Origin of the sequence: Streptomyces sp. NPDC091649, from assembly GCF_044756785.1 — a bacterium.
Lineage (GTDB): Bacteria > Actinomycetota > Actinomycetes > Streptomycetales > Streptomycetaceae > Streptomyces.
In genome coordinates this window covers 43447-67996 of record NZ_JBIVTR010000010.1, presented here as the reverse complement: position 1 = coordinate 67996, position 24550 = coordinate 43447, and the positions used below count along the sequence as shown (strand labels likewise).

The 24550-nt window shown below is 72.4% G+C and carries 23 protein-coding genes and 3 pseudogenes; 15 read left to right on the top strand and 11 right to left on the bottom strand.

From position 1 onward, the window contains the following. Positions 1-2 precede the first annotated feature (2 nt). Positions 3-704 (top strand): urease accessory protein UreG, encoded by a 702-nt coding sequence (gene ureG / locus ACIQMU_RS18510; RefSeq protein WP_352240608.1) that lies wholly within the window; start codon positions 3-5, stop codon positions 702-704. Beyond that, the gene (locus ACIQMU_RS18505) at positions 701-1516 is read left to right on the top strand and encodes an urease accessory protein UreD (protein ID WP_352240607.1); all 816 of its coding nucleotides are present in this window, start codon (positions 701-703) and stop codon (positions 1514-1516) included. Before ureG ends, ACIQMU_RS18505 begins: the two co-directional genes overlap by 4 nt. A 98-nt stretch (positions 1517-1614) precedes the next feature. Here the strand turns inward: ACIQMU_RS18505 and ACIQMU_RS18500 are convergent. From ACIQMU_RS18500 to ACIQMU_RS18490, 3 genes and pseudogenes are all read right to left on the bottom strand, one after another. Further along, positions 1615-1737, bottom strand: a pseudogene (locus ACIQMU_RS18500) (VOC family protein); the annotation flags it as partial. A gap of 69 nt (positions 1738-1806) precedes the next feature. Beyond that, positions 1807-2415 (bottom strand): hypothetical protein, encoded by a 609-nt coding sequence (locus tag ACIQMU_RS18495; RefSeq protein ID WP_402689235.1) that lies wholly within the window; start codon positions 2413-2415, stop codon positions 1807-1809. Between the two features lie 107 nt (positions 2416-2522). Continuing rightward, a pseudogene (locus ACIQMU_RS18490) lies at positions 2523-3113 on the bottom strand (phosphotransferase); the annotation flags it as partial. 143 nt (positions 3114-3256) lie between these two features. On the opposite strand from ACIQMU_RS18490, the pseudogene ACIQMU_RS18485 reads away from it, so the two are divergent. The 3 genes and pseudogenes from ACIQMU_RS18485 to ACIQMU_RS18475 all read left to right on the top strand — a co-directional run. Next, a pseudogene (locus ACIQMU_RS18485) lies at positions 3257-3445 on the top strand (IS1380 family transposase); the annotation flags it as partial. Between the two features lie 136 nt (positions 3446-3581). Continuing rightward, the gene (locus ACIQMU_RS18480; protein ID WP_352240604.1) at positions 3582-4967 is read left to right on the top strand and encodes a D-glucuronyl C5-epimerase family protein; all 1386 of its coding nucleotides are present in this window, start codon (positions 3582-3584) and stop codon (positions 4965-4967) included. Positions 4968-5419: 452 nt separating this feature from the next. Continuing rightward, positions 5420-5893: a hypothetical protein gene (locus ACIQMU_RS18475; protein WP_352240603.1), complete on the top strand. Its 474-nt coding sequence runs from the start codon at positions 5420-5422 to the stop codon at positions 5891-5893. Between the two features lie 78 nt (positions 5894-5971). Here the strand turns inward: ACIQMU_RS18475 and msrB are convergent, their stop codons facing one another. The 4 genes from msrB to ACIQMU_RS18455 all read right to left on the bottom strand — a co-directional run bounded on the left by msrB (position 5972) and on the right by ACIQMU_RS18455 (position 9290). Then, the gene (msrB, locus tag ACIQMU_RS18470; RefSeq protein WP_352240602.1) at positions 5972-6379 is read right to left on the bottom strand and encodes a peptide-methionine (R)-S-oxide reductase MsrB; all 408 of its coding nucleotides are present in this window, start codon (positions 6377-6379) and stop codon (positions 5972-5974) included. A 10-nt stretch (positions 6380-6389) separates the two neighbouring features. Continuing rightward, complete coding sequence (murC, locus tag ACIQMU_RS18465; protein ID WP_402689234.1) at positions 6390-7784, bottom strand: UDP-N-acetylmuramate--L-alanine ligase; 1395 nt, start codon at positions 7782-7784, stop codon at positions 6390-6392. Between the two features lie 68 nt (positions 7785-7852). Further along, the gene (locus ACIQMU_RS18460; protein WP_352240600.1) at positions 7853-8305 is read right to left on the bottom strand and encodes an indole-3-glycerol phosphate synthase; all 453 of its coding nucleotides are present in this window, start codon (positions 8303-8305) and stop codon (positions 7853-7855) included. A gap of 163 nt (positions 8306-8468) precedes the next feature. Further along, complete coding sequence (locus ACIQMU_RS18455; protein WP_352240599.1) at positions 8469-9290, bottom strand: pyrimidine reductase family protein; 822 nt, start codon at positions 9288-9290, stop codon at positions 8469-8471. 37 nt (positions 9291-9327) lie between these two features. Here ACIQMU_RS18455 and zapE point away from each other — a divergent pair, with 37 nt between their 5' ends. The 4 genes from zapE to ACIQMU_RS18435 all read left to right on the top strand — a co-directional run bounded on the left by zapE (position 9328) and on the right by ACIQMU_RS18435 (position 13449). After that, positions 9328-10419, top strand: coding sequence for a cell division protein ZapE (gene zapE / locus ACIQMU_RS18450; RefSeq protein ID WP_352240598.1), 1092 nt, complete (start codon positions 9328-9330; stop codon positions 10417-10419). A gap of 107 nt (positions 10420-10526) precedes the next feature. Further along, entirely contained in the window at positions 10527-10952 is a 426-nt protein-coding gene (locus tag ACIQMU_RS18445; RefSeq protein ID WP_352240597.1) for an OsmC family protein, read from the top strand. 138 nt (positions 10953-11090) lie between these two features. Then, the gene (locus ACIQMU_RS18440; protein WP_402689233.1) at positions 11091-12464 is read left to right on the top strand and encodes an alkaline phosphatase PhoX; all 1374 of its coding nucleotides are present in this window, start codon (positions 11091-11093) and stop codon (positions 12462-12464) included. A 253-nt stretch (positions 12465-12717) separates the two neighbouring features. Continuing rightward, complete coding sequence (locus ACIQMU_RS18435) at positions 12718-13449, top strand: polysaccharide deacetylase family protein (RefSeq protein ID WP_352240793.1); 732 nt, start codon at positions 12718-12720, stop codon at positions 13447-13449. Positions 13450-13490: 41 nt separating this feature from the next. On the opposite strand, the gene ACIQMU_RS18430 is transcribed toward ACIQMU_RS18435, so the two are convergent. Both ACIQMU_RS18430 and ACIQMU_RS18425 read right to left on the bottom strand, forming a co-directional pair. Beyond that, positions 13491-13679, bottom strand: a complete 189-nt coding sequence (locus ACIQMU_RS18430; RefSeq protein ID WP_352240792.1) for a hypothetical protein — start codon at positions 13677-13679, stop codon at positions 13491-13493. Between the two features lie 144 nt (positions 13680-13823). Then, a complete protein-coding gene (locus ACIQMU_RS18425; RefSeq protein WP_352240594.1) occupies positions 13824-14498 on the bottom strand; it encodes an AIM24 family protein in 675 nt (224 codons plus the stop codon). Between the two features lie 82 nt (positions 14499-14580). On the opposite strand from ACIQMU_RS18425, the gene ACIQMU_RS18420 reads away from it, so the two are divergent. From ACIQMU_RS18420 to ACIQMU_RS18405, 4 genes are all read left to right on the top strand, one after another. Next, entirely contained in the window at positions 14581-15303 is a 723-nt protein-coding gene (locus ACIQMU_RS18420) for a peptidyl-tRNA hydrolase (protein WP_352240593.1), read from the top strand. Positions 15304-15467: 164 nt separating this feature from the next. Continuing rightward, positions 15468-16847 (top strand): DUF692 domain-containing protein, encoded by a 1380-nt coding sequence (locus ACIQMU_RS18415; protein ID WP_402689232.1) that lies wholly within the window; start codon positions 15468-15470, stop codon positions 16845-16847. 6 nt (positions 16848-16853) lie between these two features. Continuing rightward, a complete protein-coding gene (locus tag ACIQMU_RS18410) occupies positions 16854-17825 on the top strand; it encodes a TIGR04222 domain-containing membrane protein (protein WP_402689231.1) in 972 nt (323 codons plus the stop codon). 128 nt (positions 17826-17953) lie between these two features. After that, positions 17954-19513 carry an alpha/beta hydrolase gene (locus ACIQMU_RS18405; protein ID WP_352240589.1) on the top strand — a complete coding sequence of 520 codons (1560 nt, stop codon included), beginning with the start codon at positions 17954-17956 and terminating at the stop codon, positions 19511-19513. Between the two features lie 163 nt (positions 19514-19676). Here the strand turns inward: ACIQMU_RS18405 and hemQ are convergent, their stop codons facing one another. Both hemQ and hemG read right to left on the bottom strand, forming a co-directional pair. Then, positions 19677-20405 (bottom strand): hydrogen peroxide-dependent heme synthase, encoded by a 729-nt coding sequence (hemQ, locus tag ACIQMU_RS18400; RefSeq protein ID WP_352240587.1) that lies wholly within the window; start codon positions 20403-20405, stop codon positions 19677-19679. Positions 20406-20409: 4 nt separating this feature from the next. Next, positions 20410-21873 carry a protoporphyrinogen oxidase gene (gene hemG, locus ACIQMU_RS18395; RefSeq protein ID WP_352240585.1) on the bottom strand — a complete coding sequence of 488 codons (1464 nt, stop codon included), beginning with the start codon at positions 21871-21873 and terminating at the stop codon, positions 20410-20412. 126 nt (positions 21874-21999) lie between these two features. On the opposite strand from hemG, the gene ACIQMU_RS18390 reads away from it, so the two are divergent. Then, the gene (locus ACIQMU_RS18390; RefSeq protein ID WP_402689230.1) at positions 22000-23067 is read left to right on the top strand and encodes a DUF4349 domain-containing protein; all 1068 of its coding nucleotides are present in this window, start codon (positions 22000-22002) and stop codon (positions 23065-23067) included. A gap of 49 nt (positions 23068-23116) precedes the next feature. Further along, the gene (locus tag ACIQMU_RS18385; RefSeq protein WP_352240582.1) at positions 23117-24505 is read left to right on the top strand and encodes an FAD-dependent oxidoreductase; all 1389 of its coding nucleotides are present in this window, start codon (positions 23117-23119) and stop codon (positions 24503-24505) included. Positions 24506-24550 lie beyond the last annotated feature (45 nt).

Genomic DNA, 24550 nt, shown 5'->3' with positions numbered 1-24550 from the left:
GGATGCACCTCGACCACGACCTCGACGCGAAGTACCCGCACCGCCACACCTACAGCGCCCCCTCCCCCGAGCGCCCCGACGGCACCCGCCGTGCCCTGCGCATCGGCCTCGGCGGCCCTGTCGGCTCCGGCAAGACCGCCACCGTCGCCGCCCTCTGCCGGGCCCTGCGCACCGAAGTGTCCATCGCCGTGGTCACCAACGACATCTACACCCGTGAGGACGCCGACTTCCTGCTCCGGCAGGCGGTCCTGCCGCCCGAGCGCATCCAGGCCGTCGAGACGGGGGCCTGCCCGCACACCGCGATCCGCGACGACATCTCCGCCAACCTCGAAGCCGTCGAGGAACTGGAGGAGACGGTCGGCGCCCTCGACCTGATCCTGGTGGAGTCGGGAGGGGACAACCTCACCGCCACCTTCTCCAAGGGCCTGGCCGACGCCCAGATCTTCATCATCGACGTGGCCGGCGGCGACGACATCCCCCGCAAGGGCGGCCCCGGCGTCACCACCGCCGATCTCCTCGTCGTCAACAAGACCGACCTCGCCCCCTACGTCGGCTCCGACGTGGAAGCCATGGCGCGCGACGCCGAGGCCCAGCGCGGCGGCCTCCCGGTCGCCTTCACCTCGCTCAAGGAGGAGGGCGGTGTGAAGCCCGTCGCCGACTGGGTCCGCGAGCGGCTCACCGGCTGGGCCGCAGGCTCCGCATGACCCTCGCCACCGCACCCTCCGCGCCGACGGACCCCGTCGCAGCCGCCATCGGCGTACGGGCCACGGCCCGCATCACGGCCGCCGCGAGGGGCGGCGGCACCGTCCTGCCCGTCCTCGACGGCGACGGTCCCTTCGAGCTCCGGCGTCTGCGTTCACGAGGCTCCGAAGCGCGGGTGTGCGTCGTCGGGGCCATGAGCGCCCCGCTCGGCGGCGACCGGCTGCGCATCGAAGCCACCGCCCAGCAGGGCGCCTCCCTGCACGTCACCTCCGCGGCGGCGACCCTCGCCCTGAGAGGCCCCACCGCCGCGCCCGCCACCTATGACGTACACCTGACCGTGGCGGACCACGCGGAACTCCGCTGGCTGCCCAAACCCCTGATCAGCGCCGCCGGCAGCAATCTGCGGCAGAGCTGGACGATCGACCTCGCCCCCACCGCACGGCTCGTCCTGCGCGAGGAGCAGGTGCTCGGACGCACGGGCGAGCCACCCGGCCGCGTGACCACCCGGCTCACCGTCCGTCGCGGCGGAGACGTACTCCTCGACCAGGAGGCGGACTACGGGCCGGGGGCCGTCGGCTGGGACGGCCCGGCGGTGCTCGGCCGACACCGGGCGACCGGCCAGGTCCTCGTCGTGGACCCCGCCCTCGACGCGGAACCACGCGCTGCCCAGGTCCTCGCCGACGCCTCGCAGGACGGACTGGCGATCCTCACCCCCCTCGCGGGCCCCGCCGCGCTCGTCACCGCCGTCGCCGCGGACGGCCTGCGCCTGCGCCAGCTCCTCGACGCCGCCCACGCCGCCCGCTCAACGCGCTGACCCGCCCAGGACCGCCGGGACCGGCCGCACGGCGGGGCGGCGGCGCCGGCCGGGCCGGGCCTCCGCCGTCCGCGCATCTCTGCTCGACCGGCACTTCGGGCGCGGTCGTGGAGCGTCACCTGGCAGCCGTCGGAGTCGGCAAGGGTGAAGGTCCGGCCGAAGGGGCCGACGATCGGCGCGGAGGCGATGGTGGGACCGGCGGCGACGAGAGCATCAACCGCAGGGACTGAGCCACGTCTGCCCCATGCTGATGGCTGTCCCGTAGGAGGTCGTCTCGTGCGGTGTGCCGCTCACATGCCGCGCTCCGGGCCGTGGGCGTCGCGGGTGTGCTGGCCCGGCCCGGTCGACGGGTACTCCAGCAGGACGGGCCCTGGGTAGAAGGTCGCGCTGCCCCAGCCGGTCATCTCCTCGCCGATCAGGTAGCGGTACAGCCACTCGGCGAAGGTCATGGAGTGCCCGGCCCAGTCGCCTTCTTCTCCCTGTACCACCACACCGTTTGAGGACCCGTGGACCTGCCGGGCTCCGAAGACTGCGGCTCCCTGATCGGTGGCGGCGAGGAGGACCAGGCCCTCGGCGGTGCCGAAGCTGAGTTGTGGGAGATGGCAGAAGACGCGTGGATCGTCGTCAGGCCCCGTCACGTGGGACTCCCATGCACTCTCCGACCAGGACTTTGACGCCCGGCGGATCTCCTCGCCCAGATTCCACCACTCGGACGCCGGATGCGAAAGGCAGAGGTGTCCGTTGATCTGCACGGGTGCGTAGGCGTCGACGATCTGCTTGTAGTCCGCCGGAAGCTTCCTGCCGAGTTCCTCCTCCAGACTGAGCCAGGCCGCAGGGTCGGCGAAGCGTTCCGCTCCCGGCCCGAGCATGGCGAAGACAGCCTGCAGGTAATCGGTCATAGCCCCTCGATGATGCGTACGGGAAAGACGTCCATGCCGGCATCGGCCACATCCCCTGCCCACGGCCGGCCGGGGCCCTCGTTGTCATGGCATGGAGATGGTGCAGCAATGCGGTCGAGTGTCCGGCGCCCCATTCTGCTCATCGTCGGATCGCTCTCGACGTAGTACCGGACAAGACCCGTCGCCTGCGCGAAGGCCCATGCGTTGCCACGCTCCCACTCCAGATCGTCGCATGCCGGCGCCCGCCGGAGCACTTCCCGTGGGCCCGGTTGCAACAGGTGCCAGGCGCTGGTCAGATCCGGCGCAGGGCCGGCCGGGCCGAAGTCGCCGGTGTCGAGTACGCCGCTGAGCCGCTCTCCCGTGACCAGTACGTTGCCGGGAATCAAGTCACCATGGCTCATCACGTTGGCGGCCGTGCGTGGCAACTCCCGGCGTTTACCGCATACTCGGTGCAGCCTGGGCACGTCGAGCAGCCCCACACTCTCCTCGAAGGTCTTCGCCGTCCCATCGTCGTGGTGAGCGGGAACGCCGCCACGGTTCTCGCCACAAAAACGCCGCCCCCACGTCTCGGCGTCCCACAGTATTGCGATGAAGGCCGCAAGGTCCTCGGCGAAACGGTCCGACCCACTCGGGTCGGCATCAGAGGCGACCGTTCCCGGCAGCCATGCCTGGACCGACCCCGTGTCCGCGCCAGGACGACAGCCGCCGTGTCGTCTCGCAGGCCGGGGCGGTCCTGCTGATCGAAGCGGTCCGTGAGACCGCCCTCGACCGGACCATGTCCCAGGCATGGAGCCCGTGGCGGAAGCCGTGGGGCGTCCACGATCCCGACAAGGCCCTCCGCATGCGACTGCTCGCCCGAAAGGAACACCCCCACTCCGGGGCCCAGTTGGGGAACACGGACACGGACGGTATACGGATCACCCGCTTCCTGACCAACAGCCCCGTCCGGCCGATCGCCGAGCTCCAGCCCCGTCACCGGCTACGGGCCCGCACGGAGGACCGGATCCGGGCCGCCCGGGCCGCCGGCCTTCCCACCACCGGCCCCGGAAAGCGAAAGGACCACCCGTTCCGTCTGCGGATCCTCACGCAAGATCGAGGCTAAGATGGAGGACCCTCAAGGAACACGGCAGCTACATATGAATTCTCCTCAAAAAAGGCGGAGCCGCATGATACGTACGAGATTCGCCGCAACAGCGGTGGCTGCACTTATGATTGCGTCCGGCTGCACCATGGGGGACACGGCACCCGAGGAAGCCGGCACCTCTATCTCAGCGAGTCGCGAAAAGGCAATGCCAGCCTTCTCGGACGGCTTTTCCTACATGGCTAAGGATTTTTACAAGATCGCCTGGACAGAAGACGGATACCCGGGCAAGGATGCGGGCGACGGAACTGTCTACGAGCACCCGATCTACCCGACCTACGTGCTCCAGGATTACCTGAAGCAGTATCAGGACAATCCCACACCCGCCCTCAAGAAGGCTCTCAGCACAGTCGCCCACGCTGCCGTGGAAAGAATGGTGCCGCACGAGAATTCCCTTGTATTCTGGTATGAACCGGGAGGCGGCAGCCGACTCTACGAGCGCCACTACTCCGCGCTCACTCAGGGCTACTACGCCAACCGCCTGCACGATGTCGGCGCACTCCTGAAGGACCAGGAACTGCTGGACGCGGCGGAGAAGGCATTCCTTGCGCTCACCGTCCCGGCAGAGAAAGACGGCGTGCTGTACCGGGACTCGCATGGTGTCTCCATCGCCGAGGTACCGCAGCAACCCAACAGCTATATCCTCAACGGGTGGCAGTCAGCACTGGCCTCCTCCTGGCAGTACTGGCTCGCTTCCGGAGACGAACGCGCACGTGATCTCGTCCTGGAGTCCTCCCGGACCATGGCGAAACTACTGCCGCTCTACGATGCGCCAGACGTGGCGAATTCCCGGTACGGTCTGACCGGGTTCCTCTACGTCCGCACAGTGGGCAGCGATCTTGAGGATGTCACCGTTTCCGTGCCAGGAGAAGGCGATTTCGGTCTCGCCTCTGCGAAGGAGCCGTCACGGTGGCAGAACCATCGCGTTGATAAACGGCAGGTCAACCTGGTCTTGTCAAAGGCATCCTTCCCGAAGAAGAACACCCTGTCGATCGACGTCTCGAAAAGCACTGCCGTCGAGGCATACGTCGGAGAGTACGATCCCTTGTCGTCGTCCCCTGTGAAGGGCGAGTGGATTGAGATCGGACAGGTAGGCCCGGACTCTCCTGATCTTCAGGTCCCCTGGGACGTGGTGAACAAAACTGTCTACCCGACGAACTTCGTCAAGAAGATCGACGGCAAGAACACCAACGTGTATCACTCGGTCCACGTAAAGCGCCTTACCGAGCTCGCCGAGGCCACCAAGCTCCAGGAGCTGCAGAAGTGGGCCGACCGTTGGGCCGACGCCATGTGCCGCTGGGACAGCTTGCCCCAGTATGAGGGCCTGTACGCCAGGCCAGTGGCGGGGATCCACGAGCCGGGCACGGAACGCGCAAGTCTTCCCGTCGAGGACATCTGCGCCGACCACTGAGGTTCGGCTCGTGGTGTCGTCGGAGAGCCGGCCGCGACGCAATGGGGAGCAGATGCCTTCGGCGGGGTGAGGTCGGGTGCGTATGCCTGCCTGGCAGACAGAGGACGGTCAGCCAGTCCCCGGGTGTGGTGCGCTCGCGCAGTACACCAGTGCCACCATCGCGCGCTGGGGCCAGCGGCGCGTACGGCTCCGTCCTCGGCGTCGGCCGAGCCAGCGCGGGCCCCGCCGATCCCGCCCCGCCGCGCCCGGCCACGTCTTCCCGGACGGCGCGCACCCCGCGAAGCCGGGTCCCACGCCGTCCCCGTCGCCATGAACCTCGACGCGCTTCGAAGCTCGCACCGACCGGCGGAAGGCCCGGTCGGTGCGCCGGTGCCGGGCGGGTAACGTAAAGAGGTACTGACTGATTGACTCATGGGCCTCCTGGCGGGCTGCGTGAACCCAGGAGGAGCAACATGACGACCAACCGTGGACGCAAGGACGTCATCCGTGACCGGATGACCGCCACCGGCGAGTCCTACGTCGTCGCCGCCCGCAACCTCAAGGCCATGAAGGACATGGGCGCGACCCGCGAGGCCGTCCTCGTCCAGCGCTGGACGCCCGCGGACTCCTTCGACGTTCCCTGTCCGTGCGGCGGGACCTGTGAGCCGGGCGAGACCTGCGACCGGTGTCACGCGACCCACCGCCATGTGAAGCGCTACCCGGGCTCCACCACCGAGGTCGAGACCTGGGCCGACCGCTACGAGTGCACCGGCTGCTCCGCCTTCTACACCCTGACCGTCCACCTGGCCGGGCGGCCCTGGGGGGTCGCCGAGACCGTCGTGCGGGGCGGGTCGGCCGAGGAGGTCGTACGGGCCAGGGTCTTCCCCGGCGTGATCCACCCGCTCCTGCGCTCCGAGGCGGCCGGGAGCGGCGACGGCGAGGGGTGACCGTCCGGTGGCCGCGCCCCCGGACGGCAGCGTGCCCCCGCCCTGTGTTCCGGGGCGGGGGCACGCTGCCGTCCGGGCTCAGCTCTCGTCCGGCGCCAGCGTCAGCGAGATCGAGTTGATGCAGTAGCGCTGGTCCGTGGGCGTCGGGTAGCCCTCGCCCTCGAAGACGTGGCCCAGGTGCGAGCCGCAGCGGGCGCAGCGCACCTCGGTGCGGACCATCCCGTGGGCACGGTCCTCGACCAGTTCGACCGCGTCGGTGTCCTTCGGGTCGTAGAAGGACGGCCAGCCGCAGTGGGACTCGAATTTGGTGTCGGAGCGGAACAGCTCCGACCCGCAGGCCCGGCAGGAGTAGACGCCCGCCGTCCTGGTGTCGGTGTACTCACCCCTGAACGCGGGTTCGGTTCCGGCCTGGCGCAGCACCGCGTACTCGGCGGGGCTCAGCTCGGCCCGCCACTGTTCGTCCGGCTTCTCGACGTCGTACGACACGTCCCGCTCCTCAGCTCGACAGGTGGTCCAGGATGCGCGGGCCGAGGTCGGTGACGTCGCCCGCTCCCATGGTGAGAACGAGATCGCCGGGCTTCGCCATTCCCGCGACGGCGGCGGGGACGTCGGCCTGGTCGTGGACGGCGGTGACCTCGGCGCCCGCCGCCTTCGCCGCGTCGATGATCAGGGCGCTGGTGATGCCGGGGATCGGGTCCTCGCGGGCCGGGTAGATGTCCAGGACGACGGAGGAGTCGGCCAGCGCGAGGGCCTGGCCCATCTCGGTGCCCAGCTCCTGGGTCCGGGAGAACAGGTGCGGCTGGAAGACGACCAGGATGCGGGCGTCCGCGGCGGCGCCGCGCATGGCCTCCAGGTCGGCGGCCATCTCAGTGGGGTGGTGGGCGTAGGAGTCGATGACCTGCACGCCCGCCGCCTCGCCCTTGAGCTGGAGGCGGCGCTTGACCCCGGTGTAGCTGCCGATCGCGGAGGCCAGGTTGTGGGCCGGGATGCCGAGGGCGACCCCGGCGGCGAGTGCGGCGACGGCGTTGTGGGCGTAGTGGCTGCCGGGTACGGAGACGGTGAACGTGAGGAGCTTCCCGTTCAGCAGGACCGTGACCTCGCTGGTCAGGCCGCGCGGGGTGACCTTGTGCACGCGGACGTCGGCGTCCTCGGCGGAGCCGTAGGTGACGACCTTGAGGTCGGAGAGGTCGCGGACCCGGCGGGTCAGCTCGACCGCGCCGGGCTGGTCGGCGGAGACGACCAGGGTGCCGCCGGGGACGACTTTGCCGACGAAGGTCTCGAAGGAGTCGTAGATCTCGTCCATCGAGGCGTAGTTCGCGTGGTGGTCCAGCTCGACGTTGAGGACGATCGCGACCTCGGGGTCGTACTTCTGGAAGCTGCGGTCGCTCTCGTCCGCCTCCGCGACGAAGATGGGCCCTTCACCGTGGGTGGCGTTGGTGCCGGGGCCCTCCAGGTCGCCGCCGATGGCGTAGGAGGGGGACAGGCCCAGCGAGGAGAGGGCGACGGCCAGCATCGACGTCGTGGTCGTCTTGCCGTGGGTGCCGGCGACCGCGATGGCGCGCAGGCCGTTCATCAGGGAGGCCAGCGCGTCGGAGCGGTGCACCACGGGGATCGACAGCTCGTTCGCCCGGAGCAGCTCCGGGTTGTCCGCGCGGATGGCGCTGGAGACGACCACGCAGGACGCGTCGTCGGCCAGGTGGGCCGCGGCGTGTCCGATGTGCACGGTCGCCCCCAGCGCCCGCAGGGACTCGGCGGTGGCGGACTCCTTCGCGTCGCTGCCCGCCACCTTCGCTCCGCGCTGGGCGAGGATCTTCGCGATGCCCGACATTCCGGCGCCGCCGATGCCGATGAAGTGGGGTCGTTCCATGGCGGCGGGAATGCCGGGTGCCATCTGTGCTCCTGCGTGGTCGCTGCGGTTCGGACGTGCGGCCGGGGGCCGACCCGGACCGCGCGCCCAGCCTATTCGCTGTGCGCGAAGAGCTTGAGCACCGGGACGCCGACCTTGTGCCGGGCGCGGGAGGCCCAGTCGCGGTGGAAGAACTCCTCCACGTAGTGCGGGGCGGTCAGGACGATGACCTCGTCCGCGCCGGCCTCCTCGACGACGGTCGTCAGTTTGTCCAGAGGGTGATCCTCGATCACTTGTCCGACCGCTTCGGAGCCCGCCTCGCGCAGGGCCCGTAGAGAGTACTCAAGACCGATCTCGGCGGGTTCGCGGGCCTCCTTGCCTTCCGGCTTCTCCGCCTCGCGGACCGCTTCCTTCAGTTCCCCCATCGCCACGTCGTCGATCGCGCGCAGCAGGACATCGGCCTGGTCGCCGCGCGGCTGCAACAGAACGACGAACGAGATCCGCTCCTCGCCGTGGAGGGTGGTGACGAATTCCACGTCCTCGGGAGTGAGCGGCTTCTCGATCATCAAAACGCTTGTGAACACGACAGGCGCCCTTCCGCTTCTTCGTCTCGTCGACTGCCGGCTCGACCGTCGACGGTCGTTTGCTGAAACCATCCTTCCCCGTGGTTCCACGGGGACTGCAGGGATAAGTGTGCCCAGCCGGAGCTAAGCGGAACGGGAAATTCCGCTAACTGTCGGTCCGACGGTACCGAGTGAAGAGGAACCCGGCCTCTTCCAGCAGCGATGCCAGGAAAAAACGTTCCGGCACCGCGACCCCGGGGCCCCCCGCAATCCGCTGGGCGCCGCCGGCGGTCAGCATCGGGGAGACGGTCAGGCACAGCTCGTCCAGCACACCGGCCGCCACGAACTGGCCGAGCAGCCGGGGCCCGCCCTCGGTGAGCTGCCGGGTCAGCCCCCGGTCCGCCAGCTCCCGCACGGCACGGGCCGGGTCCACCCGGGCGCCCTCGCCCGCGATCACCACCTCGGCGCCCGCCTTCCGGGCAGCCTCGATCCGGTCGGCGGGGGCCCCGGCCCCGGTCACCACGAGGGTCGGGACGACCGGTTCGGTGAACAGCGGCAGCGAGAAGTCGAGGTCCAGGGAGCCCGTCACCACCGCCACGGCGGCGGCGGGGCCCTGCCCGGCTCCCGCCCGCCGCGCGGCGAACGCCTCCCGGGCGCGGGCCGGACGGTACCCCTCCAGGCGTACGGTCTCGGCCCCGGCGATCACCACGTCGGCCAGGCCCCGCAGGGTGCCGAAGATCCGCATGTCCGCCGCGCAGGAGATGCCCTGCGAGCGGCCGTCGTGCTGGGCTGCCCCGTCGAGGGTGGAGACCATGTTGGCGCGCAGCCAAGGGGCGCCGGCCTTGGGGCCGACCGGGTAGGCGTAGGCGTCCGCGAGCTCGTCGAGGCTCCACTCGCGGTCGGCCGGCGGGCCGGTGCGGACCTCGCCGCCGGGGGCGCCCGCCGGGTTCGTCGTTGTCAGGTCCGTCACAGGGAACAGGCTTCGCATGGGATGCAGTCTGGCATGGGCCTTAGGGTGGACCGTTGTGTCGTCATCCACCGCGTTTCCGGGGCAGAGCCCCCTTGCCGAAGCGGCCCCGCTGTCCCTGTGCGCCCGCGAACCGCACGTCCCCGCAGACCGTCTGGTCGCCGAGATGGTGCCGCCGCCGCGCTTCGACTCGGTGCGCTTCGACACGTACGTCCCCGACCCGAACCAGCCCAGCCAGAGCGAGGCGGTCACGGTCCTGGCGGACTTCGCCGCCGGTCTCGGCGGGGCCCACGCGACGGGTTCCGGGCGCCGCAAGTGGTTCGGCAGGAAGCCGGCCGCCCCGACCGGGCCGCGCGGGGTGTATCTCGACGGCGGCTACGGCGTCGGCAAGACCCACCTGCTGGCCTCCCTCTGGCACGCCACGCCCGCCGAGCCGTCGCTGAAGGCGTTCGGCACGTTCGTGGAGCTGACGAACCTGGTCGGCGCCCTCGGCTTCCAGCAGACCGTACGGACCCTCAGCGGGCACCGGCTCCTGTGCATCGACGAGTTCGAGCTGGACGACCCGGGCGACACCGTGCTGGTGTCCTCGCTGCTCAGCCGGCTCGTGGAGGCCGGGGTGGCGCTCGCCGCGACCTCGAACACGCTGCCGGGCAAGCTCGGTGAGGGCCGGTTCGCCGCCGCCGACTTCCTGCGCGAGATCCAGGGGCTGTCCGCGCACTTCCGCCCGCTGCGCATCGACGGCGAGGACTACCGGCACCGCGGTCTGCCCGAGGCCCCGCCGCCGTACGACGACGAGCAGGTCACCCGGGCCGCGTACGCCACGCCGGGCGCGTCCCTCGACGACTTCCCCGGGCTGCTGGACCACCTGGCACGGGTCCATCCGAGCAGGTACGGCGCGCTGACCGACGACATCGGCGCGGTCTGCCTGACCGGGGTCACGGCGGTGCCCGACCAGTCGACCGCGCTGCGCCTGGTGGTGCTGGCCGACCGGCTGTACGACCGGGAGGTCCCGGTGCTCGCCTCGGGGCTGCCGTTCGACCAGCTGTTCAGTGACGAGATGCTGAACGGCGGGTACCGGAAGAAGTACTTCCGGGCGATCTCCCGGCTGACGGCGCTGGCGCGTGACGCGAAGGGGCTGGTGGCCCAGTAGGTTCGGGGGCGTAACGCGATGGGGCACAGCGCACGCCGGTGCGCCCCGCACATCCCGTACAACCGCATGTCCCGTACAACCGCGCACACCGTTCGAAGGGATCCAGCATGGCTACCACGCGTCAGGCGCACACGGTCTGGGAAGGCAACCTGATCGAGGGCAAGGGGGTCGTCACCTTCGACTCCTCCGGCATCGGTGAGTACGACGTCTCCTGGCCGTCCCGCTCGGAGAAGGCGAACGGCAGGACGAGCCCCGAGGAGCTCATCGCGGCGGCGCACTCCAGCTGCTTCTCGATGGCGCTGTCCAACGGCCTCGCCACCGCCGGCACCCCGCCGACCAAGCTGAACACGCAGGCCGAGGTCACCTTCCAGCCGGGCACCGGCATCACCGGCATCCACCTCACGGTCCAGGGCGAGGTCCCCGGTCTCGACGAGGCGGGCTTCGTGAAGGCCGCCGAGGACGCCAAGGCGAACTGCCCGGTCAGCCAGGCGCTGACGGGCACGACGATCACCCTGTCGGCCTCGCTGGCCTGACCTGCCTCGGACGGCCGCCGGCGTCGGGGCCGTCCCGGCAACGACACGGGCGCGGGGGCGCGCATGGTTCCCCCGCGCCTTTGTGCGTGCTACACACGTGCGGGTCACTTCACCTGTCCGCCAGCAGGGAGTCACCTCATGTCATCCGCACCCCGCCCCACCGCCACCCGACGCCAGGTCCTGGCAGGCAGCGGCGCAGCCGCCGCGATCGCCTTCACCGGGGCCTTCTCCGAACTCTTCGCGGGCACGGCCGCCGCGCGCGGCCACAACGGCTACGGTCCTCTCGTCCCCGACCCGGACGGCCTGCTCGACCTGCCGAAAGGTTTCCGCTACCGGGTGCTGTCCCGGGAGGGCGAGCCTCTGCGCTCCGGCGAGGGGCCGGTGCCCGGCAACCACGACGGCATGGCCGCGCTGCCCGGCCGCCACGGGCGGGTCCACCTCGTCCGCAACCACGAGAACCGGCACACCGCCAGGACCGGTGTGCCGACCGTCGAGGGACTGACCTACGACCCGATGGCCAAGGGCGGCGTGACGTCCCTGGAGCTGGACGGCCGCAACCGGGTGCTCGGTGAGCGCGTCGCCATCGCCGGCACGGCGGTGAACTGCGCGGGCGGGCCCACGCCGTGGCGCACCTGGCTGACCTGCGAGGAGAACGAGGACAGGGCCGGGAGCAACGGGTACACCAAGGACCACGGCTTCATCTTCGAGGTGGACGGCGCCGATCCGCGCCGCACCGGGGCCGTCCCGCTGACCGCGATGGGCCGCTTCCAGCACGAGGCGATCGCCGTCGACCCGAGGTCCGGGATCGTGTACGAGACGGAGGACGCGTTCGACAAGCCGTTCGGACTCTTCTACCGCTTCCTTCCCGAGAAGCCGCTCGGCGGCACCGGTTCGCTGCGGGCGGGCGGGGCGCTGGAGGCGATGCGGGTGCCGGGCGTACCGGATCTCTCCGCCGTCCTGGAGACCGGCACGAGCTTCGACCGGATCGAGTGGGCCCCCGTACCCGATCCGCTGGCCGCGGAAACCGCGATCCGCTTCCAGGACTTCGGCCCGAAGGGCATCACGCACGCGCAGAAACTGGAGGGCTGCTACTGGGGCGGCTCGTCCGTCTACTTCGTGTCCAGCTTCGCCCGCAGCGACGACGGCTCGGCGGCCGACCACTACGGCCAGGTGTGGCGCTACGAACCGCGGAGGCGCCGCCTCACGCTGGTCGTGGTCTTCGGCCCGGACACCGACATCCAGCTGCCCGGCGAGTCGCCCGACAACATCTGCCTGGCGGCCGACGGCGGGCTGATGGTCTGTGAGGACGGCGGCGGCGCCCAGCACGTGCTCGGGGTGACCCGGCGCGGCGAGGTGTACCCGATGGCGCGCGGGCGGCAGAACATCGGGACGCCCGAGGAGCCGGAGTGGGGGGAGTTCGCCGGGGTGGCCTTCTCCCCGGACGGTTCGACGATGTACGTGAACTGCTACACGCCGGGGACGACGTTCGCGGTGACGGGGCCGTGGTGCTGAGGTAGCCGCGGCGCTCCGGTGATCCGGGGTCCGCCCTGGATCACCGGAGCGCCGGAGCGCCGTCAGAAGATATGACTGGAATGTCGGATATTTTCCGTGAGTGATCACTACTGCACGGAAGACGACGTTCCTGGCGGTCGCGGGGGTGCTGGCCTGCGCCGCCCTGGCCGGGTGCGGGGGCTCCGCCCCCGCACCCGCTCCCCCGCCCACCCCGGGGCCCGCCACGCCCGCGCCGCCGAGGAAGCCGCCCACGATGGCGCCGGGTCCGGCGGGCCGCACTCCGGTCTTCGAGAGGCGACCGACGGGCGGGGGCGCGGCGGGCGGCGCGGCGGAGAAGGCCGCGGCGGACAAGGTCGTGGCGCTGACGTTCGACGCCGATATGACGGCCGATCAGGGCCCCCGGGCGGCCTCCGGCGAGCGTTTCGACAATCCGGAGCTGATCGGGCTGCTGCGCCGGCTGAAGGTGCCCTCCACCGTCTTCATGACCGGGCGCTGGGCCGAGGAGTACCCGGCACAGGCGAAGGCCATCGGCACGGACCCGCTCTTCGAGATCGCCAACCACTCCTACAGCCACCACGCCTTCAGCACCCCCTGCTACGGCCTGCCCGTGGTGGACAGGACGGCGATGACCCGCGAAGTGGAGCGCGCCTTCACGGCGTTCCGGGAGGCGGGGGCGCGGAACGTGGTGCCGTACTTCCGCTTCCCCGGCGGGTGCTACGACGACACGGCGCTGCGCGCGCTGGCCCCGGCGAACGTGACGGCCGTGCAGTGGGACGTGGTCAGCGGCGACGCCTTCGCCACCGATGCGGACGCGGTCGCCGAACAGGTGCTGGACGGGGTGCGGCCGGGGTCCCTCGTGGTGATGCACTGCACCCGCAGCGCGGCTCCGGCCACCGAGGCGGCGGTACGCCGGATCGTGCCGGAACTGCGCGAGCGCGGCTACCGCTTCGTGAAGGTGTCGGAGTTGATGGAGGACAGCCCCTGAGCGCCGTCCGGACGCCCCCGCCGGTCCGGCTGACGAGCTCCTCAGCCGGAGCAGGCCGTGCGGCTCGCCTCCTGCCAGGCGCAGACCGGGCAGAGCGTGGCGCCCTTCGTCGACTCCGGGTGGGCGGTCGGCTCGCGGCACAGCACGCACTCCGCGTACGGAGGGCCTTCCGCCCCGTCCGGCGGGGCCGGTGCGACGGGCTCCGGAGCCTCGCAGTACGTGTCGTCCATGTCCATGTCCACCAGGCTACTCACCGCGTCGGGCGGCGATCCGGCAGACGAGGCACGCCGCCGCCGCGGCGAGGGCCACCGCCCCGCGCAGCACCCAGGCGCCGCGGAGGCCCTACCGGTGGCCCGCACCTCGCGGGTTAAGGATCAGTTGGAGGTCTTCTCGGGCCTGGCCTCGCTGGGGCGCACGATGACGAAGCCCTCGCCCTGGAGCATCAGCTGGACGGCCTCGCCGGATCCCCCGCGCACCATCGAGCCGACGCTCTGCGAGCGGTTCAGGCTCGTCGTGAGCTGCTGGCTCCAGCCGACGACCGCGTCCGTGTCCACGTACACCGGCTGAGCGGCCGTCACGGGGATCACGATGGGGGTGCCCTCACACATCAGCCCGAGCTTGCCGTAGCCCGTGAAGACGCTGTTGAAGAGGCCGCCGCCGACCATTCCGGCGCCCTTCACCGTCTTGATCTCGTAGGAGAGCGTGGGGTCGAAGCACAGGACGTTGCGGCCGTTGATGGTGATGGAGTCGCCCTGGTCCAGCTCCACGATGAAACAGTTCGCCGCCTCGTGCGCGAACCACGCCTCGCCCTGCCCGCGGACGGCCATCAGCGCGAGGCCCTCGCCGGTGACCGCGCGCTTGAGCATGCCGCCGATGCCCTGGCCCTTGCGTTCGAACTGGAGATTGCCGCGGAAGGCGATCATCGAGCCCTGCCGGGCGTGCATCTCCCCGTTCACCGCGTACTTGATCGATTTGGAGTTCTGCAGGGTCATTCCGGGGGCGGTGGCCGGCTGGGCCATGTGCTCGCTGGAAAAGAGGTCGCTCTTCATGCGGAGCATCCTCACCCGGACCCGGTCGTTCCGCCAAGAAGGTGCCCCGGAGGGTGATCCGTCCGCCTGGCAGACTGGGACGGTGACCAGCAACGACACTCCCGCTCCCGAGAACCCGCTCCCCGGCGGCCCGGACGACCGCGACCAGGCTCGGCAGTTCGTGCTGCCGCTGGTGCTCCACCTGGAGAAGACGGACCCGCCCGCCCGCACCGACGCGCTGCGGGCCGCCGCCCGCGCGGTGCTGACGATCCTGTCCGACGAGCGGTCCCTCGGGGGCGGCGCGTGGGCGGAGGCGATGCGCGACTGGCAGGACGCCCGCATCCGCAAGGTCGTACGCCGGGCGCGCGGTGCGGAGTGGCGCAAGGCGGCGGCGCTCGACGGCATCACGGTGACGGGCGAGGAAGGCGCGGAGGTACGGGTGTTCCCGCCGATCCCGCTGGACGGCTGGCCCAAGGAGCTGGCCAAGCTCCAGGTGTCGGGCACCGACCTGGAGGACCCGGAGCCGCCCGCCGCCCCCGGCCCCTTTGGCCCGGTGCTGTGGCTGAACCCCGATCTGGACATGTCGGCGGGCAAGACGATGGCCCAGGCGGGGCACGGGGCGCAGCTCGCGTGGTGGGAGCTGTCCGACACCGCGCGCAAGGCGTGGCGCGAGGCCGGGTTCCCGCTCGCCGTCGCCACCCCCGGTGCGGAGCGCTGGCGGGAGCTGACGGCGAGCGGGCTGCCCGTGGTGCGCGACGCGGGGTTCACCGAGATCGCCCCGGGGTCCTGCACCGTGGTCGCCGACCATCCCGCACTGCGCCGCTGAGCGCCCGCCGCACCGGGCCGGGGAAGTCCGCTCCCGCCCGCGCCGACGCTCCAAGGCGGGAACCCCGGAACCTCAAATCCACCTCTGAACGTCCCAGGGGTCGGGTTCATCACCGCCCGAAGGGGCTATGACCCCGACAGAGCACGGTGAAGCGGGGGGACACCATGGAACTGGGCATCGGCATCGGCTGGCGGCCGGAGATCGCGGACGGCGTAGAGGCGCTGAGCGGGATCGACTGGGTCGAGGCGGTCGCGGAGAACCTCTGCGCCGACCACCTCCCGGACTCCCTGCTACGGCTGCGGGAGCGCGGCGTGCGGGTCGTGCCGCACGGGGTGGCACTCGGCCTGGGCGGCGCCGACCGGCCGGATGCGGCCCGCCTCGCCTCGCTCGCGGCGCGCGCCGAACTGCTGGGGGCGCCGCTGGTCACCGAACACATCGCGTTCGTCCGGGCCGGGGGGCCGCTGACCGCGTCGCCGAGGCTGGAGGCGGGGCATCTGCTGCCGGTGCCGCGCACCTGGGACGCGCTGGACGTGCTGTGCGAGAACGTGCGGATCGCCCAGGACTCGCTGCCGGTGCCGCTGGCCCTGGAGAACATCGCGGCGTTGATCACCTGGCCGGGCGAGGAGCTGACCGAGGGCCAGTTCCTGGCGGAGCTGGTCGGGCGGACCGGGGTACGGCTGCTGATCGACGTGGTCAACCTGCACACCAACCACGTCAACCTCGGCCACGACCCGGCGAAAGCGCTGGACGAGCTGCCGGTGGAGGCCATCGCGTACGTCCACGTGGCGGGGGGCGTCGAGCGGAACGGCGTCTGGCACGACACGCACGCCCACCCGGTGACCGCTCCCGTCCTGGAGGTGCTGGCCGAGCTGCGCTCCCGGGTCGACCCGCCGGGCGTGCTGCTGGAGCGGGACGACGCCTTCCCGCCGGCCGCGGAGCTGGCGGGCGAGTTGGACGCGATCCGGGCGACGCTGCGGCAGTCGGCTGATCCGGCGGGCCCGCCGCCGGCGCCACTGGGCGGGGAGGGCGGCGCGGCCCGCGCGTCGGCCGCGCCGCCCGGATCGTCGGGAGGGCGGGCGACGGCTGTGCCCGGGCCTTCCGGTGCGGGTGACCGGGCGGCGGCCCCCGTGCCGGACGGCACCCGGGACCGTACCGCCGTCGCGCAGGCCGCCCTGCTCTCCGCCCTGGTGGCCGGCACGCCGGCCCCCGAGGGCTTCGACAACCGGCGGCTGCGGGTGCAGAGCCGGGCGCTGGCCGCCAAGCGCGCGGACGTCGTCGCCAAGGTCGCACCGGAGCTGCCGGAGATCCTCGGCGAGGGCTACCGCCCCGCGTTCCTCGCGTACACCGGGGGCCGCCCGATGTACGGCGGGTACCGGCGCGACGCCCTGGACTTCGCGGAGCATGTCCTGATCGCGGGCGGGCCCGCCGATCCGGCGGCGCGGCGGCGGCTGACGTCCTGGTGGCAGGACCGGTCGGGGGCCCGCCCCCCGCGTCTGGCCACCCGGCTGGTCCGGGCGGCCCGTGCCGCCCTCGTGGGGAGGTGATCCGCCGTGTACGCGGCGGCTCTGCTGGTGACCGTCGTGGTCGTCGTCTCCTCGGGGGTGCTTCTCGTCAAGGCCGTGCGGGAGCGGGCCCGGCGCCCCCGCCCGGCCCCCGGTCACGCGCTGCACGACCTGTACGAGGCCGCGTTCCTCAACGGCGGCCCGGCCAGGGTCGTGGACACCGCCCTCAGTGCCCTGCACGCGGACGGCCGGCTGGTCGTCGGCGGGCCCGGCATCGTCGCCGTGGCGCGGGCGTGGGCCGGCGGCCCGGTGGAACGCGCGGTGTTCCAGGAGCTGGCCGCCGCGCCGAACGGCGCCCTGCACGTGCTGCGGGACGCGGTGATGCGACACCCCGCGGTCCAGGAGATCGGCGACGGGCTCGCTGCGCGCGGGCTGCTCGTGTCGCCCCTGGAGACCCGGCCGCTGCGGCGGTGGGCGATGATCCAGGGGCTGGCGTGCGTCGCCGCCCTGCCGCTGAGCGTGGTGCTGACCTTCTTCCAGGTCGCCACCCACGACCGGCCGTTCCCGTTCGTGGTGCTGATGGTGCCGCCGATCCTGATCGGCGGCTTCAGCGGGCTGATCGTCGCGGCGTCCACCGCCGCCCGCGTCACCGGGGCGGGCCGCCGGGCCGCCCTGGGGTTCCGGAACGCCTACGCCCACGTGATCACCCACGCCCATCTGGTCGCCGCACTGGGGCTCCGCGCCCTGCCGGACCCGGTGCTCCAGGCCCAACTGGTCGCGGCGGCGCGGCTGAGCGGTCCGCACGGCGTTACGTCGGTGTACGCGTCGGGGAGCAGCACGGCGCCGGTCGCCGTCGGCGCGACGGCGGTCTGGTGCGCCGCCTCCGGTCCGGACGGCTCCAGTCGCGGCGGGACCAGCGGGGGCGGGAGCGGATCGGGCTGTGGAGCCGGGTCCGGCTGCGGGGGCGGGGGCGGGTCGAGTTGTGGGGGCGGCTCGGGCGGCTGCGGCGGCGGGGGCTGAACCCGGCCGCTCGTCGCCCTCGCTGACGGCCCATCGGGGTCACGGTGGCGGACATGCCGGGGCGGTGCTGGACATCGCCGCCCGTCCGCCCGACCATCCCTCTCCGTATCCGCAGAGAGGCACCGCGCGTGAGAACTGCTGCGCTGTACACATCGATCGGCTCCCTGGTCCTGTCGGCCCTGGCCGCTCCCGCCGCGGCCGGGGAGGTCCGGGGGTCCGCCGAGGCCCGGGGCACCGCGATCGCCGCCGCCCGTGCCACGGCCGCCGGGATCGACTTCGTCGCCTGCCCGGAGGAGGAGATGCTCCCGGACTCCCTGAAGTGCGGCACGGTGAAAGTGCCCCTCGACTACGCCGACCCGGACGGACGGCAGCTCGAACTGACCGTCAGCCGTACCCCCGCCACCGGCCCGGCCGCGAGTCGGCAGGGAGCGTTCGTCTACAACCCGGGCGGTCCCGGCGCGTCCAGCATCACCTTCCCGCTGGCCGGAGAGCTGCCGGAGTGGAAGGAGATCGCCGGGGCGTACGACCTGGTCGGCTACGCCCCGCGCGGGGTCAACGGCTCCTCCGCCCCGCTGACCTGCCAGGACCCCGCCTCGTACACGAAGGGTCCGACGGACGCGCCGATCCACCCCACGCCGGAGTACAAGGAGCGGCGGGTCGCCCGCGCGAAGGCGTACGCGGAGGGCTGCGCGCGGCACGCGGGCGACACGCTGCGGCACTACACCTCGCTGAACAACGCCCGCGACCTGGACGTCCTGCGGGCCGCGCTCGGCGAGCGTCGGCTGACGTTCATGGGGGCGTCCTACGGGACCTACTTCGGGGCGCTGTACGCGACGCTGTTCCCCTCCCACGTACGCCGCATGGTCTTCGACTCGGTGGTCGACCCGGACCCGGAGCAGATCTGGTACCGCTCCAACATGGGCCAGTCGCTGGCCTTCGAGTCCCGTTGGGAGGACTTCCGCCGCTGGGTCGCCAAGCACGACGACGTCTACCGCCTGGGGACCACGCCCGCCTCGGTGCAGAAGCACTACGACGAGGTGCGCGCCGAGCTGGCGGTGAAGCCCGCGGGCGGCACGGTGGGGCCGGGGCAGCTGCACGCGGCGTTCCTGGGGGCCGGTTACTACGACGACTACTGGGCGATGCGGGCGACGGCGCTCTCGGAGTACGTCCGGGGCAACCCCGAGCCGCTGGTCACGCAGGCCACTCCGCGTGCGGTGGCGGCCAGGGACAGCGAGAACGCCCGGGCGGTGTACACGGCCGTCGAGTGCAACGACGCGCCGTGGCCCGAGGACTGGGAGGTGTGGGACCGCGACCACACCGAACTGGCGCGCGTCGCGCCGTTCGAGACCTGGGACAACGCGTTCGCGAACCTGCCGTGCGCCTTCTGGCCCGCGCCCCGGCAGCGGCCGCTGGAGGTCGGGACGCGGTGGGGCGAGCTGCCGCCGGTGCTGATCCTGGCGGCGGAGCGGGACGCGGCGACCCCGTACCGGGGGGCGCTGGAGCTGCGGAGGCGGCTGCCGGGTTCGTCGCTGGTGACCGAGCGGGACGCCGGTACGCACGGCATCGGCGGGGCCGGGAACGCCTGCGTCGACGACCATCTGCGCCGGTACCTGCTGACCGGCGAGACGCCCGGGCGGAGTGCGGACTGCGCCGCGCACCCGGAGCCTAACCCGGTCTCGCTGGACTGATCGCGCCGGCGGGCGGCGGACGGGACGAAGCGGGGGCCGCCGCACCTCACGGTGCGACGGCCCCGAAGCCGAACCCGGTGTCGCTGGAACGGCGGGCGGCACGGTCGGTGCCCTGTGCCCGCCCTTCTGATCTTCCGGGTTGGGGTGGTGCGGGACTCGCTGGCTATGCGAGCCCGGCCACCAGGTCTGCGACGCTCTTCCTGCGGCCCGTGTAGAACGGGACCTCCTCGCGCACGTGGAGACGTGCCTCGGAGGCGCGCAGGTGACGCATCAGGTCGACGATGCGGTACAGCTCGTCCGCCTCGAAGGCGAGGACCCACTCGTAGTCGCCCAGCGAGAACGAGGCGACGGTGTTGGCGCGGACGTCCGGGTAGCCCCGGGCCATCTTGCCGTGGTCCGCGAGCATACGGCGGCGGTCCTCGTCGGGCAGCAGGTACCAGTCGTAGGACCGGACGAAGGGGTAGACGCTGATGTAGTCGCGCGGCGTCTCGTCGGCGAGGAACGCCGGGACGTGGGACTTGTTGAACTCGGCCGGCCGGTGCAGCGCCATGTTCGACCAGACCGGGTCGAGTGCGCGGCCGAGCCTGGTGCGCCTGAAGAGGTTGTACGCCTCCTGGAGCTCGTCCGACGTCTCGGCGTGCCACCAGATCATGAGGTCGGCGTCGGCCCGCAGACCGGACACGTCGTAGGTGCCGCGGACGGTGATGTCCTTGGCCGCGAGCTGGTCGAACAGCTCCTGGACCTCGTCGGCGTACCCCGCGCGGTCCAGCGGGAGGACGTCGCGCAGTCTGAAGACCGACCACAGGGTGTAGCGGATGACCTCGTTGAGGTCCTTGGCCTTCTTGCCGGCGTTCGGACTCTTGCTTGATGTCACAGTCTCAGGAGCACTCATACGGCTATTGTCCCGCCTCGCTCCCCGTGCCCCGAACCAGGGTCGACGTGGCGATGATCTCTCCCGCGATCTCGTCGGCCGCGCGGTGCGCGCTCGCGACGCAGGCGGGGATGCCGACTCCGTCGTAGACCGCGCCGCAGACCCGCAGGGCGGGCAGCTTTGCCACCTCGTCGCGGATCCGGGCGACCCGGTCGAGGTGGCCGACCGGGTACTGCGGCAGGCCGCCGATCCAGCGGGTGACCTCGGTGTCGACGGGCCGGGCGGTGAGCCCGGTGGCGGCGGCGAGGTCGCGCAACGAGACGGCGACGAGTTCCCCGTCCTCGCGGTGCAGGTGGTCCTCCTCGCCGTAGCGGCCGACGGAGGTGCGGAGCACGAACAGGTCGGGGGCGCTGCCCGCGACCCACTGCCATTTGTTGCTGGAGAACGTGGACGCCTTGATCGTGTGGCCGTCGACCGGTGGCACGAGGAAGCCGGAGCGGCCGCGCAGGGCCTCGTACCGCTCGATGTCGGCCCGCCGGAAGGCCAGGGTGACCAGGGCCATCGAGGCGTACTCGACGCCGGACAGCTCGGCAGAGGCGGCCGGGGACTCGGCGGCCAGCAGGGTTCCGGCGGACCAGGCGGGGGTGGCCAGGACGATGCCGTCGGCGGCGATCGTCCGGGCGTCGGTGCGGACGGCCCAGCCCGATTCCGTGCGGGTCAGGCCGAGGACGGGGGTCCGGTCGAGGATCTCGCCGCCGCCGGCCCGTACGGCGTCGGCCACGGCGGCCGGGAGGATGCCGATACCGCCTTCGAGGCCCTGGAAGACGGGTCCGGTCCGCTGCCGGGCGGCGGCCCGCTCCTGGATGCGGCGTACGCCGTCCAGCAGCGGGCCGCCCTCCTTCACCGCCTCGAAGAGCTGGGGTACGGCCGCGCGCATCGAGATCCGGTAGGCGTCGCCGGCGTAGACCCCGCCGAGGAGGGGCTCCACCAGCCGGTCGACGACCTCGCGGCCGAGCCGGTCGGCGACGTACGCGCCGACGGCGACGTCGTCGCCGACGGGGGTCGGGGTGAGGTCGCGCTCCTCCGCGATCCGGGCCAGGCCCTCGGGGGACAGCACCTCGCCGAGCACCGCCGGGTCGCCGGGGACGCCCATGACGTGCCCCTGGGGCATCGGGCGCAGCGCGTCCCGCGTCCACAGCGAGGCGGTCGCGGTGGCGGGCGGCTGGAGCCGGTCGGCGAGGCCCACCTCGCGGGCCAGGGCGACCGCCTCGGGGCGCCGGGCGAGCATCGACTCGGCCCCCAGGTCGACCTGGACGCCCGCGACCTCGCCGGTCATGAGCTTGCCGCCGAGCCGGTCCGTCGCCTCCAGGAGGGTGACCCGCAGTCCGGTGGCGACCAGGCGGTGGGCGGCGGCCAGGCCGGCGATGCCGCCGCCGATGACGACGACGTGGCCCGGGGGCGTTTCCGCACGCTGTTGAGAACGCTGCATGGGACCACTCTCTCAAATCCCCGCCGCGTCGTGACCGTGACCACTTCGAAACCGGTGTCCGGCAACCGGTCCCGGAGCCGCCACGTCGAACGGACACCATCAACCACCTTCCTGGGGGGACCAGTTATGGATGTGGACAGCGCTGCCGGTCGGTCCGCGGTCCGGCGGCCCGTCATCGCGCACCTCCGCCGGGCGCGCGCCCGCCGCCGGACGGCCCTGGCGGCCGGGGCGCTCGGCCTCCTGCTCGCCGTCGGCGGCTGCGGGGCGGCGGACGACGCGTCGGACAGCGGTGCGCGGACGGCGGACGCCGAGCACGCCGGGCCCGAGGGGCGCGCCGACGAACGGGCCGGGACGGGACCGGCGGACGCCGACGGGGCCGCGTCGTCGGCCGAGAAGCGGGCGGACGGGAAGCCGTCCGGGGCGAAGGCCCCGCCGAAGCCGGGTGCGACGGCCTCCCACGTCATCCGCACGGCCGTTCTGTCCGTCGAGGTCAAGAGCGTGCCGAAGGCCGTCGCCGCGGCACGCGCCGCGGCGGAGGGCGCGGGCGGTCTGGTGGCGACGGAGAACACCGAGCGGCTCGACGACACCTACGAGACCTCGCACCTGGTGCTGCGGGTGCCGCAGGACCGGTTCCAGGAGGTGCTGCGGGCCCTGAGCGGTTCCGGCAAGCTGCTGTCGCGCACCTCCGACGCGAAGGACGTCACCGACCAGGTGGTCGACGTGGACAGCCGGATCGCCACCCAGCGCGCGAGTGTGGCGCGGGTGCGGGAGCTGATGGACAAGGCGGAGCGGATCAGCGATGTGGTCGCGCTGGAGGGCGAGCTGAGCAGCCGTCAGTCCGATCTGGAGTCGCTGCTCGCCCAGCGGGCGAGCCTGAAGGACCGTACGTCACTGGCGACGATCACCCTGGACCTGACGCCGCCGGACGCCCCGGGCGACGACGGCGGGGAGGAGGACACCGGGTTCCTGGACGCGCTGGGCGGCGGCTGGGACGCGTTCGTCACGATGCTGCGGTGGACGGCGGTCGCGTTCGGGGCCTCGTTCCCGTTCCTGGTCACCGGGGCCCTGGCGCTGCTGGTGCGGCGGGCGCTGCGCCGCCGCACGGCGGCCCGTACGCGCTCCGGCACGGCGGTCCCGGCGGTCGCCGAGGAGCAGGAGGGCGCACCGGCGCCCGGAGGCGCTCCAGCGCCGTAGCGTGGGGACGAAATCGCCGGATCGGCGAAGCGGCGAAAGGGGACCCGGCATGGCGGCGGAGCGACTGGTGGTCATCGGAGGTGACGCGGCGGGCATGTCCGCCGCGTCGCAGGCGCGCAGGCTGAGGGGGCCGGACGCGCTGGAGATCGTCGCCTTCGAGCGCGGCCACTTCACGTCCTACTCGGCCTGTGGCATCCCGTACTGGGTGAGCGGCGACGTCGAGGCGCGCGACGACCTGATCGCCCGCACTCCGGAGGAGCACCGGGAGCGGGACATCGATCTGCGGATGCGCACCGAGGTGACGGAGCTGGACGTGCCGGGGCGGCGGGTGAGGGCCCTGGACCGGGAGAGCGGGCGGACGTACTGGACGGGCTTCGACAAGCTGGTGATCGCCACCGGGGCCCGCCCGGTGCGCCCGGCGCTGCCCGGCATGGACGCGGCCGGCGTGCACGGGGTGCAGACCCTGGACGACGGGCAGGGACTCCTGGACTCGCTGGACGCCCTGGGCTCCGACAGGGGCCGGCGGGCGGTCGTGGTGGGCGCCGGCTACATCGGCGTCGAGATGGCCGAGGCGATGCTCAAGCGGGGTTTCGAGGTGACCGTCCTCAACCGGGGCGAGCAGCCGATGGCGACGCTCGACCCGGACATGGGGCGGCTCGTCCACGAAGCGATGGACGGACTGGGCATCACCACGGTCAACGGGGCCGCGGTCACCGGGATCACGACCGGTGCGGACGGCCGGGTGCGCGAGGTGGCCACGGAGGCGGGGACGTATCCGGCGGACCTCGTGGTCCTCGGCATCGGCGTGGAGCCGGAGACGGCGCTGGCGCGCGCCGCGGGGCTGCCGGTGGGCCCGCACGGCGGGCTGCTGACGGACCTGTCGATGCGGGTGGCGGGCCACGAGAACATCTGGGCGGGCGGCGACTGCGTGGAGGTCCTGGACCTGGTGGCGGGCCGTACCCGGCACATCGCGCTGGGCACGCACGCCAACAAGCACGGCCAGGTCATCGGCTCCAACGTCGGGGGCGGCTACGGCACGTTCCCGGGTGTCGTCGGTACGGCGGTGAGCAAGGTCTGCGACCTGGAGATCGCCCGGACCGGGCTGCGGGAGAAGGACGCGCGTGCGGTCGGGCTGCGCTACGTCACGGCGACCATCGAGTCGACGCAGCGGGCGGGCTACTACCCGGGGGCGAAGCCGATGACGGTGAAGATGATCGCCGAGCACCGCACGGGCCGGCTGCTCGGGGTGCAGATCGTGGGCCGCGAGGGGTCGGCGAAACGGGTGGACGTGGCGGCGGTGGCGCTGACGGCCGGGATGACGGTGGAGCAGATGACGGCGCTCGACCTGGGTTACGCCCCGCCGTTCTCGCCGGTCTGGGACCCGGTGCTGGTCGCCGCGCGCAGGGCGGTGGCGGCGGTGCGGGGCGCGGTGAGCTGACGAGTCCGCCGGGGCCGGCCGCCTTCACGGGCCGGCCCCGGACCT